Here is an 11,203-nt window from a genome sequence, read left to right as displayed (position 1 = left end):
AAAGCGGTACGCGAGCTGGGTTCAGAACGTCGTGAGACAGTTCGGTCCCTATCCGTCGTGGGCGTAGGAAATTTGAGAGGAGCTGTCCTTAGTACGAGAGGACCGGGATGGACGCACCGCTGGTGTACCAGTTGTTCTGCCAAGGGCATAGCTGGGTAGCTATGTGCGGAAGGGATAAGTGCTGAAAGCATCTAAGCATGAAGCCCCCCTCAAGATGAGATTTCCCATAGCGTAAGCTAGTAAGATCCCTGAAAGATGATCAGGTTGATAGGTTCGAGGTGGAAGCATGGTGACATGTGGAGCTGACGAATACTAATAGATCGAGGACTTAACCATATAATATGTAGCAAATGTTATCTAGTTTTGAAGGAATATATATTAAAATTTCTTCTTGACATTTCGAAAGAAATGTTTATAATGATAAAAGTCTGGTAATGATGGCAGAGAGGTCACACCCGTTCCCATACCGAACACGGAAGTTAAGCTCTCTAGCGCCGATGGTAGTTGGGACCTTGTCCCTGTGAGAGTAGGACGTTGCCAGGCTAATATTATTCCGCAGTAGCTCAGTGGTAGAGCTATCGGCTGTTAACCGATCGGTCGTAGGTTCGAGTCCTACCTGCGGAGCCATTATGCTTCCATAGCTCAGCTGGTAGAGCACTTCCATGGTAAGGAAGAGGTCACCGGTTCAAGCCCGGTTGGAAGCTTGGGAATAGGTTTAAAACTTTTTTGGCCCGTTGGTCAAGTGGTTAAGACACCGCCCTTTCACGGCGGTAACACGGGTTCGAATCCCGTACGGGTCACCACTTTTGGAGGATTAGCTCAGCTGGGAGAGCACCTGCCTTACAAGCAGGGGGTCGGCGGTTCGATCCCGTCATCCTCCACCATATATATTTAAAATGTCGGAGGGGTAGCGAAGTGGCTAAACGCGGCGGACTGTAAATCCGCTCCTTCGGGTTCGGCAGTTCGAATCTGCCCCCCTCCACCATTTTCTTTAAAATAACCTGAGAGGGTTTATTTTTTTGAAAAGATAACCATACTAGTAAATATTAATGGGCTATAGCCAAGCGGTAAGGCAACGGACTTTGACTCCGTCATGCGCTGGTTCGAATCCAGCTAGCCCAGCCATTTACGAGCCATTAGCTCAGTTGGTAGAGCATCTGACTTTTAATCAGAGGGTCGAAGGTTCGAGTCCTTCATGGCTCATCATTTTTGCGGAAGTAGTTCAGTGGTAGAATACAACCTTGCCAAGGTTGGGGTCGCGGGTTCGAATCCCGTCTTCCGCTTAATTAATAAGGGGCCTTAGCTCAGCTGGGAGAGCGCCTGCCTTGCACGCAGGAGGTCAGCGGTTCGATCCCGCTAGGCTCCATCTAAATAAAAAAGCTTACATCATACGATGTAAGCTTTTTTTGTGTTTAAAAAGACAACTTTTATACTTGTCGTTTAAAATGAAGAAAACGTAAAAATAAGGGATGGGGAGATAATTGTGAAAGTTGTTATTGCATCTGATTCATATAAAGAAAGCCTAAAAGCTATAGAAGTATGTGGAGCTATTGAAAGAGGTTTTAGAGCAATTTTTCCTAATGCAGAGTATGTGAAAATACCAATTGGAGATGGAGGAGAAGGGACGGTTGAATCACTTGTTGATGCTACAGGGGGGAGAATTATATCAATTAGTGTGACAGGACCGCTTAGAGAAGGTATACAAGCTTTTTATGGCATTTCTAAAGATAAAAAGACAGCGTTTATTGAAATGGCAGCAGCATCAGGATTACAGCACGTTCCAGTTGAAAAGCGCAACCCACTTATTACAACGACAAAAGGAACAGGAGAACTTATATTACATGCGCTAGATCAAGGAGTGGAGTACATAATTTTAGGACTTGGAGGAAGTGCTACAAATGATGGCGGGGCAGGTATGTTAGCGGCTTTAGGAGTAAGGTTTATAAATGGTAAGGGTGAAGTAATAGATCCATCTGGAGGCACATTACACTCGATTGTTACTATTGATTTTTCACGAATGGACCCACGCTTAAAGGGGGTAAAGATAGAAGCGGCATGTGATGTGGATAATCCATTAGTCGGAATGCAGGGAGCATCTTTCGTATTTGGGAGACAAAAGGGTGCAAATATAGAGATGATGAAAGAGCTAGATGAGAATTTACAACATTATGCGAATATGCTTAAACGATATGTATCTTTTGATGTATCTGAAATACCTGGTGCAGGGGCAGCGGGAGGAATGGGAGCGGCTGTTATTTCAGTGTTAAAGGGAGACTTGCGTAGGGGCATTGAAATTGTATTAGATTATACAAATTTCGATAAACATATAGAAGATGCACATCTTATTATAACTGGTGAAGGTAGAATAGATAAACAAACTGCATATGGAAAGGCTCCTGTGGGTGTTGCGGGGCGTGCAAAACGTTTTTCTGTGCCTGTAATTGCTATTGGAGGGTCTGTATCATCTGATTATTCAGCCGTGTACGAGAAAGGAATAGATGCGGTATTTAGTATCACAACGAGACCGATGACACTAGAAGAAGCATATAAAGTAGCAGAAGAAAATATTGAAATGACAACGAAGAATATTGCAACAGTATGGAAAATAGCATCAGAAAAACACTTCTAAATATAGGAGTGTTTTATTATTATTATTATTTAATAATAGTGATTGCGATTGTTTCATTAAGTTAACTTTATACATAGAATAGTCTTAAAATTTGGTTTTCAACGTGAATATAAGTGAATAAATTGTATATCCATACAGAAAAATGTCGAGTTGAGTCAGACTATATAAAAGATTTAAAATATTTAGTGAAGGCATAAAAGGGGGATACTATCTATGAAAAAAGAAATCTCAGTTATTGGAGTTCCAATGGATTTAGGACAGATGCGTCGTGGAGTTGATATGGGACCGAGCGCGATCCGTTATGCAGGGGTAATTGAAAGAATTGAAGAAATTGGATATGACGTTAAAGATATGGGAGATATATGTATAGAGAGAGAAAAAGAGATAGATGAAAATACAAAATTAAGAAACCTTACACAAGTTGCAACTGTATGTAATGAATTAGCAAGTAAGGTGGATCATATTATAGAAGAAGGTCGTTTTCCACTTGTATTAGGTGGTGACCATAGTATTGCTATCGGTACATTAGCTGGTGTAGCAAAACATTATAAAAACTTAGGCGTTATTTGGTATGATGCACACGGTGATTTAAATACAGAGGAAACTTCACCATCTGGAAATATTCATGGTATGTCACTTGCAGCAAGTTTAGGTTATGGACATTCTTCACTTGTAGATTTATACGGAGCATATCCAAAGGTGAAAAAAGAGAATGTCGTAATTATCGGTGCGCGTGCATTGGATGAAGGAGAAAAAGATTTCATTCGCAATGAAGGTATTAAAGTGTTCTCAATGCATGAAATTGATCGTATGGGGATGACGGCTGTGATGGAAGAAACAATCGCATATTTATCTCATACCGATGGTGTACACTTATCATTAGATTTAGATGGTCTTGATCCTCATGATGCACCAGGTGTTGGAACGCCTGTAATTGGCGGTCTATCTTATCGTGAAAGTCATTTGGCGATGGAAATGTTAGCAGAAGCTGATATTATCACATCTGCTGAATTTGTTGAGGTAAATACGATTTTAGATGAGAGAAATAGAACGGCAACAACAGCAGTTGCTTTAATGGGTTCTTTATTCGGTGAAAAACTAAAATAAATGTAAGAAAAGCAACTGAGAAGTTGCTTTTTTTATTTGAAAATAAGCGTATAATAATGATTTATATTATACTGTACAATAAAAATGTTTGACATCTTACCAATTTGAGCTAAAGGGGGTTGTTTGTAATTGTCGTTTGTTTCATGTATGGTATAATTAACTAGTTGTTGGAAATACATACAGATAGAGCATAAAACAATATTTCAATATATGGATAGAATTGCTCGTAAGTAGGAGGAAGGGATAGCATGCCTTTTGAAGATACGACCATTTTGAAATATCTTAGTACGGCATTAGATATTGCCATTGTATGGTTTATTATATATAAGCTAATTCTTATAATCCGAGGGACGAAAGCTGTTCAACTTTTAAAAGGGATTACAGTTATTATCGTCGTTAAGATGATCAGTATTTTCCTTGAATTGCGTACGCTATCTTGGCTAACTGAACAAGTATTAACGTGGGGATTTTTAGCCGTTATTATTATCTTTCAGCCAGAATTGCGAAGAGCACTTGAGCAGCTAGGGCGCGGGAGTTTATTTTCGCGTGTTGGAACGCATGAGGATGATGAACCTGAAATGGTTGCAACAGCGATAGCAAAAGCAACCGAATATATGGGGAAACGTAGAATTGGTGCATTAATTACTTTGTCAAAAGAGACCGGTATGGGTGATTATGTGGAAACGGGTATTCCGCTTAATGCAAACGTATCATCGGAATTACTTATTAATATTTTTATTCCAAATACACCTCTTCATGACGGAGCGGTAATTATGCAAGGAAGTACAATTAAAGCAGCAGCATGCTATCTTCCATTATCAGAAAGTCCGTTTATTTCTAAAGAATTAGGAACTAGACATCGTGCTGCAATGGGAGTTAGTGAAGTTACTGATAGTATTACAGTAGTTGTGTCTGAAGAAACTGGTCAAATTTCTTTAACGAAAAATGGTAAGTTGCATCGTGATTTGAAGACAGAACAGCTGAAAGATATGTTATTAGCTGAATTTAGTGGAAACGAAAAAACGACTTCTTCGTCTTTATGGAATTGGAGGAGAAAGCGTCATGGATAAGTTAATGGAGAATCATTGGTTTTTAAAAGGGATCTCATTACTATTGGCGTGTATGCTTTTTATGTCAGCGACGTTAACTGAAAAAAATACGACATCAGGTATATTACCTTTTGCAAATGATACGAAAGAAACATTAACTAATTATGCTATTAATCTTAAGTATGATGAGGAGAAATATATTGTAAGTGGTATTCCGGCAGAGGGCGTTAAAGTAAAATTAGAAGGCCCAAAAGCATCAGTTGCTACAGCAAAAGCAAAAAAACAATTTGACATACCGGTTGATTTGCGAGATAGTCCAAAAGGAACTTATGAGATTTCTTTAAAAACGAACGGGCTTCCAGATGATGTGAAAGGAACAGTTCAGCCATCAACAATTAAAGTTACTCTTCATGAAAAGGCGAGAAAATATGTTCATGTAGATCTGAAATTATCAAATGAGGATCAGATGCCAGCGGGGGCTACTCTAGAAAAATCAAGCCTTAAACCGGATACTGTTGAGGTAGTTGGGACGAAAGAAGAAATTGAAAGCATTTCATCTGCCAAAGCGTATGTTGATTTAAAAGGTGTTAATAAAACTGTTACAAAAACGCCCGAAGTTACATTATACAATAAAGAAGGAAAACGTTTAAATGTAAGAACAAGTCCATCTAAGATTAGTGTAACGTTGAATGTGGCAACGCAAACTACAGCCAATAATACTGAAAAAACTGTTCCTGTAACGTATACGAAGAAGGGGAGTTTAGCAGAAGGATTGGCGGTTACAAATATCAGTGTTGAACCGAGAGAAGTAACGATAGCTGGTCCAAAAGATATTTTGGATAATATACAATCGCTAGAGGGGGTCGAAGTAGATCTTAGTCAATTGACAGAGTCTACAACATTCGATGCCTCTGTTTTATTACCCAAGGGTGTAACAAGTGCAAAACCGAATCAAGTGAAGGTTTCGGTGGGAGTGCAAAAAACAAAACAAACGAAAACAAAAACGATTGATGGTATCCCAATCCAGAAAAATGGACTGTCTAAAGATGTTACTGCTCAGCTACTTTCGCCGCAAGATGGAAAGATAAGTGTTGATATTTCAGGAGAAGCAAGTATAGTAGATAAAATAACAGCTGCTCAAATAACAGCGGTAATTAATCTGCAAAATGTATCCTCAGGGACGAAAGATATTTCCATTCAAGTGAGCGGTCCTGGTAATATTTCAATAGAGCCAAAACAAAAAAGTGCTAAAGTTACTATTGTGAAGAAAGAAAAACCAGATAAAGAAGTACAGGGTAACGGTCAACAACCGGATTCAAATACGGATCAAGAAAATCAAAATGAGAAACCAAAAAATCCTGAACCTGATTCAGAAAAAGAACAGGAAAAGAATCAAAACCAAAATCAAAATCAAGATAAAGATAAAGAAACGAGTCAAGAACCAACAGTAGATAATCAAAAAGAGCAAGAAAAAGGAGCGAATCATAATGGGTAAATATTTTGGTACAGATGGAGTACGCGGAGTTGCAAATAAGGAGTTAACACCTGAATTAGCTTTCAAAATTGGACGTTTTGGTGGTTATGTATTAACAAAAGATACAGATCGTCCAAAAGTAATTATCGGTCGTGATACACGTGTATCTGGTCATATGTTAGAAGGAGCTTTAGTAGCAGGTCTATTATCAACTGGAGCAGAAGTAATGCGCCTTGGCGTTATTTCTACACCGGGCGTTGCTTATTTAACAAAAGCACTAGATGCACAAGCGGGTGTTATGATTTCTGCATCTCATAATCCAGTACAAGATAACGGTATTAAATTCTTTGGTTCAGACGGCTTTAAATTAACAGATGAGCAAGAAGCTGAGATTGAAGCTTTATTAGACAAAGAAGTTGATGAACTACCACGTCCGACAGGTACTAATCTTGGACAAGTGAGCGATTACTTTGAAGGTGGACAAAAATATTTACAGTACATTAAACAAACTGTTGAAGAAGATTTCTCTGGCCTACATATCGCTTTAGATTGTGCACATGGTGCAACTTCTTCTCTAGCTCCATACTTATTTGCAGACCTAGAAGCTGATATTTCAACAATGGGAACTTCTCCAAACGGTATGAATATTAATGAGGGTGTAGGATCTACACATCCAGAAGGCTTAGCTGAATTGGTAAAAGAAAAAGGTGCGGATATCGGACTTGCTTTTGATGGTGATGGCGACCGTTTAATTGCTGTAGACGAAAAAGGAAACATCGTTGACGGTGATCAAATTATGTTCATTTGTGCGAAATATATGAAAGAAACTGGTCAATTAAAACATAATACAGTTGTTTCAACTGTTATGAGTAACTTAGGTTTCTACAAGGCACTTGAAGCAAATAATATTACAAGTGATAAAACAGCAGTTGGTGACCGCTACGTAATGGAAGAAATGAAGCGTGGAGGTTACAACCTAGGTGGAGAACAATCAGGCCATATTATCTTACTTGATTACATTACAACTGGTGATGGAATGTTAAGTGCACTTCAACTTGTAAACATCATGAAAATGACGAAAAAGCCATTATCTGAGCTTGCAGGAGAAATGACGAAATTCCCACAATTGTTAGTAAACGTTCGTGTAACAGATAAAAAATTAGCATTAGAAAATGAAAAAATTAAAGAAATTATTCGTGTTGTAGAGGAAGAAATGAACGGTGATGGCCGTATTCTTGTTCGTCCATCTGGAACAGAGCCACTTATTCGTGTAATGGCAGAAGCACCAACACAAGAAGTTTGTGATGCATATGTACATCGCATTGTAGAAGTTGTGAAAGCTGAAGTTGGCGCTGAATAATTAGCTGAATTTATATGAAAAAGGAGCACAAAAAGTGCTCCTTTTTCATATGTTTTATAGACGATGAAAAAAATTTCATTGACGGTTTATCCATGTTTGTTATAAGATGGTCTTGTTCTTTTTCTCAAAGGAAATATTGTAAATTATAAAAGCGCCAGAACTACAAATAGTGTAGTTGACGAGGTGGGGTTTATCGAGATTTCGGCGGATGACTCCCGGTTGTTCATCACAACCGCAAGCTTTTACTTAAATCATTAAGGTGACTTAGTGGACAAAGGTGAAAGTGTGATGAGAGAAGAGGAACGGATGAAAACTAGCTGTATAAGTATATACGGACTTAAACCCAATCGAGAGGAAGGTGAAAGCCGTTACAAGCTTACAGGGCTAGCAATATGTAATCCGTTTTTTAGTATAAATAAAAATGGTATCGGACTATGTCGTTACATGTTCGCAGAGCAGTGTAAGCATTTGTAACGGCGACTAAACATGTGTGGAATCGTAGGATTTATTGGAGAGCAAGATGCAAAGGAAATTTTATTAAAAGGTTTAGAAAAGCTAGAATATCGTGGATATGATTCAGCAGGTATTGCAGTACAAGCAGAGAACGGTGTTGTTGTATACAAAGAAAAAGGCCGTATCGCAAAACTTCGTGAAATCGTAGATGAGAACGTAGCAGCAAGCGTGGGTATCGGACACACACGCTGGGCTACACACGGTGTTCCAAGTAAAGTAAACGCGCATCCGCATCAAAGTACATCAAAACGCTTTACATTAGTTCATAACGGTGTAATTGAAAACTATGAATTAGTGAAAAAGGAATATTTACAAGATGTAACGTTCGTAAGTGAAACAGATACAGAGGTTATCGTACAGCTTATGGAACAACAAGTGAGCACAGGATTAAGTGTAGAAGAAGCGTTCCGTAATACGCTATCTCTTTTACATGGCTCTTATGCAATCGGATTACTTGATGCTGAAAATCCAAACATGATTTATGTTGCTAAAAACAAAAGCCCGCTATTAGTAGGTGTTGGTGACAACTTTAATGTTGTGGCAAGCGACGCTATGGCGATGTTACAAGTTACAGATCAATTTATTGAGTTAATGGATAAAGAAATCGTAATCGTAACGAAAGAAAGTATTACAATTAAAAACTTACAAGGTGAAACGATTGAACGTGCACCGTTTACAGCGGAATTAGACGCAAGTGATATTGAAAAGGGAACATATCCTCATTTCATGCTTAAAGAAATCGATGAGCAACCACTTGTAATCCGTAATATAATTCAAAAGTATCAAGATGAAAATGGCGAAATTGAATTAAATCAAGACATCCGCAATGCGATCTTAGATAGCGATCGTATTTACATCATTGCATGTGGAACGAGTTATCATGCAGGTCTTGTTGGAAAACAATTTATCGAGAAGTTTGCAAAAATGCCAGTTGAAGTACACGTGGCAAGTGAATTCTCTTACAACATGCCATTATTAACAGAAAGACCATTCTTCATTTACATTTCACAAAGTGGTGAAACAGCTGATAGCCGTGCAGTACTTGTGCAAACAAATGAAATGGGCCATAAAGCATTAACAATTACAAACGTGCCTGGTTCTACGCTTTCTCGTGAAGCTGATTATACACTTCCGTTATACGCTGGACCAGAAATTGCAGTTGCATCAACGAAAGCTTACACAGCACAGCTTGCAGTACTTTCAATTTTAGCGGCTGATATTGCTAAAGCAAAAGGTGAAGTTCTTGATTTCGATTTAACACACGAACTAGGACTTGTAGCAAATGCAATGATAGAACTTTGTGATCAAAAAGAAGAAATGGACGCATTAGCAAAACAATTTTTAGCAACAACGCGTAACTGTTTCTTCATCGGCCGTAGCGTAGACTTCTACGTAGGATTAGAAGGTGCGTTAAAACTAAAAGAAATCTCTTACATCCAAGCAGAAGGATTCGCTGGAGGAGAGTTAAAACACGGTACAATCGCTTTAATTGAAAATGGTACACCAGTTATCGCACTTGCTACACAAGAGCACGTAAACCTTGGAATTCGTGGTAACGTGAAAGAAGTAGTAGCACGCGGGGCTAACCCATGTATCATCTCAATGAAAGGCTTAGAAATGGAAGGTGACAGCTTCGTATTACCAGCTGTACACGAAGCGCTAGCACCGCTAGTAGCAGTTATTCCATTACAACTTATCTCATACTACGCAGCACTTCACCGCGAGTGTGACGTTGATAAGCCACGTAACTTAGCTAAGTCTGTTACTGTTGAGTAGGAGATTGGTAGGTTAATAAGTATAGTTATACGTTTGAAATAAATTAAAACTAAGAAAAAACTCTGTAAAAATCATTTTACAGAGTTTTTTAGTTATTTATTGTTTTACATAACAAATTGTTACTTGTTCGTCTATGTGGAAAATCTGTAACGCTTTACCATCTAAATTTTTAACCTCATATGATGAATAAATAGGTCTTTCCAATTTCACTTCTTGACCATTTTGAGTTCCTTTTTCCACCATTAGCGTTAACTGATGGGAAGAAACGTCTGCTTGGTATGTTCCTGTTAAGTAATTATCTTTATTTGGATAAGAACCATTTGCATATGTTTCAAATGTCTTATCTGCTTTTAGGACTAACGTAGTTTTGACTCCGTCTCCGTAATCAATACCCCAATTACCTACAAGCTCTGTACCGTCTTTATAGTTGTTCTGTACATTCTTAAACTTAGCGGAATCCTCGTCTGGTGTATCAATTTTTCCTTTGAATATACCAGTTTTATCTTGGGTACTGTATGTTTTAACTGTATTACCACTAGATAAACTCGGTGAGTTAGAAGAACTAGTACCACTTGTTGTAGAAGTAGTTGTTGAACCACCCTTAGCTTCCGCTTTTAACTTATTAAATACAGGTTTCCAAATGCGTTTTGCTTCATCTAATTTATTGTTTGCTTTATCTATGATTGCATCATCCGTATCTTTAAGTGTTTTAGAGTAATCAAATAACTTGGATACTTCTTTGAAAGATTCTTTTAACTTTTGAACAGCTTTTACAATTTCCTTATGATCTTCCTTGTATTTTCCTGGTGCATCTATACGCTCTATTTTATTAAATACTTTATCTAAGTCTTTAATACTATCTCGTACCTCTTCATTTGACTTACTTCCCTTTTTATTATCCCTCACAGAAGCATCATAGTAATCTAGACGTCTTAATAAGTCTTCTTCAATGTCTACCATAAGTTGTGGGTAATCCTCAGGTAAAACCATAATCATCTTAACATCTTTACTTTCTTCTTTTGAGTTAGTTGATTTTTCCTTTGTTTCAGATGATTTACCTTCTGTCTTAGTTTCTTTACTTTCTTGTTTACCAGATTCAGCATTTGTTTTTTCTTTTTCTCCAAATAAATTTGTTACACTACAAGCTGACATAGAAACTACTAATCCAGATGCTAGTAAAATTTTACCTGTACTCTTTTTGAAATTCTTCATATGATTTTTCAATTCTCCCTTTAAAAACATAAAATAGATGTGCTTTAGCCCCTTTAAAACTAAAAAACATACCCCTTCTATAT

The 11,203-nt window shown here is 37.9% G+C and carries 8 protein-coding genes, 9 tRNA genes and 2 rRNA genes; 18 read left to right on the top strand and 1 reads right to left on the bottom strand.

Features of this window, described 5'->3' with window-relative positions; all coding sequences use genetic code 11:
* From MR107_RS14185 to glmS, 18 genes are all read left to right on the top strand, one after another.
* Nucleotides 1-336, top strand: a 23S ribosomal RNA gene (locus tag MR107_RS14185); the annotation flags it as partial.
* Nucleotides 337-427: 91 nt separating this feature from the next.
* Nucleotides 428-543, top strand: a 5S ribosomal RNA gene (gene rrf, locus MR107_RS14180).
* 9 nt (nucleotides 544-552) lie between these two features.
* Nucleotides 553-627: transfer RNA gene (locus MR107_RS14175), tRNA-Asn, on the top strand.
* A 4-nt stretch (nucleotides 628-631) separates the two neighbouring features.
* A tRNA-Thr gene (locus MR107_RS14170) sits at nucleotides 632-704 on the top strand.
* Between the two features lie 24 nt (nucleotides 705-728).
* Nucleotides 729-803: transfer RNA gene (locus tag MR107_RS14165), tRNA-Glu, on the top strand.
* 5 nt (nucleotides 804-808) lie between these two features.
* Nucleotides 809-884, top strand: a tRNA-Val gene (locus MR107_RS14160).
* 17 nt (nucleotides 885-901) lie between these two features.
* A tRNA-Tyr gene (locus MR107_RS14155) sits at nucleotides 902-985 on the top strand.
* Nucleotides 986-1,050: 65 nt separating this feature from the next.
* A tRNA-Gln gene (locus MR107_RS14150) sits at nucleotides 1,051-1,125 on the top strand.
* 5 nt (nucleotides 1,126-1,130) lie between these two features.
* Nucleotides 1,131-1,203: transfer RNA gene (locus tag MR107_RS14145), tRNA-Lys, on the top strand.
* Nucleotides 1,204-1,211: 8 nt separating this feature from the next.
* Nucleotides 1,212-1,283: transfer RNA gene (locus tag MR107_RS14140), tRNA-Gly, on the top strand.
* A 10-nt stretch (nucleotides 1,284-1,293) separates the two neighbouring features.
* Nucleotides 1,294-1,366 (top strand) — tRNA-Ala (locus MR107_RS14135).
* 117 nt (nucleotides 1,367-1,483) lie between these two features.
* Nucleotides 1,484-2,629 (top strand): glycerate kinase, encoded by a 1,146-nt coding sequence (locus MR107_RS14130; protein WP_000869587.1) that lies wholly within the window; start codon nucleotides 1,484-1,486, stop codon nucleotides 2,627-2,629.
* Nucleotides 2,630-2,842: 213 nt separating this feature from the next.
* Complete coding sequence (rocF, locus tag MR107_RS14125) at nucleotides 2,843-3,736, top strand: arginase (protein WP_000711563.1); 894 nt, start codon at nucleotides 2,843-2,845, stop codon at nucleotides 3,734-3,736.
* 248 nt (nucleotides 3,737-3,984) lie between these two features.
* The gene (cdaA, locus tag MR107_RS14120) at nucleotides 3,985-4,806 is read left to right on the top strand and encodes a diadenylate cyclase CdaA (protein ID WP_001115697.1); all 822 of its coding nucleotides are present in this window, start codon (nucleotides 3,985-3,987) and stop codon (nucleotides 4,804-4,806) included.
* Nucleotides 4,799-6,280: a CdaR family protein gene (locus MR107_RS14115; protein ID WP_000359601.1), complete on the top strand. Its 1,482-nt coding sequence runs from the start codon at nucleotides 4,799-4,801 to the stop codon at nucleotides 6,278-6,280. The genes cdaA and MR107_RS14115 overlap by 8 nt, the downstream gene beginning before the upstream one ends.
* On the top strand, nucleotides 6,273-7,619 hold the full coding sequence (gene glmM / locus MR107_RS14110) for a phosphoglucosamine mutase (RefSeq protein ID WP_000521476.1): 1,347 nt from the start codon (nucleotides 6,273-6,275) through the stop codon (nucleotides 7,617-7,619). The genes MR107_RS14115 and glmM overlap by 8 nt, the downstream gene beginning before the upstream one ends.
* Nucleotides 7,620-7,907: 288 nt before the next feature.
* The gene (locus tag MR107_RS14105; protein WP_001206405.1) at nucleotides 7,908-8,093 is read left to right on the top strand and encodes a hypothetical protein; all 186 of its coding nucleotides are present in this window, start codon (nucleotides 7,908-7,910) and stop codon (nucleotides 8,091-8,093) included.
* 12 nt (nucleotides 8,094-8,105) lie between these two features.
* Nucleotides 8,106-9,908 carry a glutamine--fructose-6-phosphate transaminase (isomerizing) gene (gene glmS / locus MR107_RS14100; RefSeq protein WP_000334163.1) on the top strand — a complete coding sequence of 601 codons (1,803 nt, stop codon included), beginning with the start codon at nucleotides 8,106-8,108 and terminating at the stop codon, nucleotides 9,906-9,908.
* Nucleotides 9,909-10,004: 96 nt separating this feature from the next.
* On the opposite strand, the gene MR107_RS14095 is transcribed toward glmS, so the two are convergent.
* Nucleotides 10,005-11,132, bottom strand: coding sequence for a DUF3994 domain-containing protein (locus tag MR107_RS14095; protein ID WP_011109777.1), 1,128 nt, complete (start codon nucleotides 11,130-11,132; stop codon nucleotides 10,005-10,007).
* Nucleotides 11,133-11,203 lie beyond the last annotated feature (71 nt).

This window comes from Bacillus cereus group sp. BfR-BA-01441 (assembly GCF_022663075.1).
Lineage (GTDB): Bacteria > Bacillota > Bacilli > Bacillales > Bacillaceae_G > Bacillus_A > Bacillus_A cereus.
Note: the sequence above shows the minus strand (reverse complement) of the source record. Positions and strands in the feature narration are given on the sequence as shown.

Bases quoted from the DNA above. Each gene is read 5' to 3' on its own strand.
- rocF (WP_000711563.1), top strand. From the start codon at position 2,843: ATGAAAAAAGAAATCTCAGTTATTGGAGTTCCAATGGATTTAGGACAG.
- cdaA (WP_001115697.1), top strand. From the start codon at position 3,985: ATGCCTTTTGAAGATACGACCATTTTGAAATATCTTAGTACGGCATTA.
- MR107_RS14115 (WP_000359601.1), top strand. From the start codon at position 4,799: ATGGATAAGTTAATGGAGAATCATTGGTTTTTAAAAGGGATCTCATTA.
- glmM (WP_000521476.1), top strand. From the start codon at position 6,273: ATGGGTAAATATTTTGGTACAGATGGAGTACGCGGAGTTGCAAATAAG.
- MR107_RS14105 (WP_001206405.1), top strand. From the start codon at position 7,908: ATGAGAGAAGAGGAACGGATGAAAACTAGCTGTATAAGTATATACGGA.
- glmS (WP_000334163.1), top strand. From the start codon at position 8,106: ATGTGTGGAATCGTAGGATTTATTGGAGAGCAAGATGCAAAGGAAATT.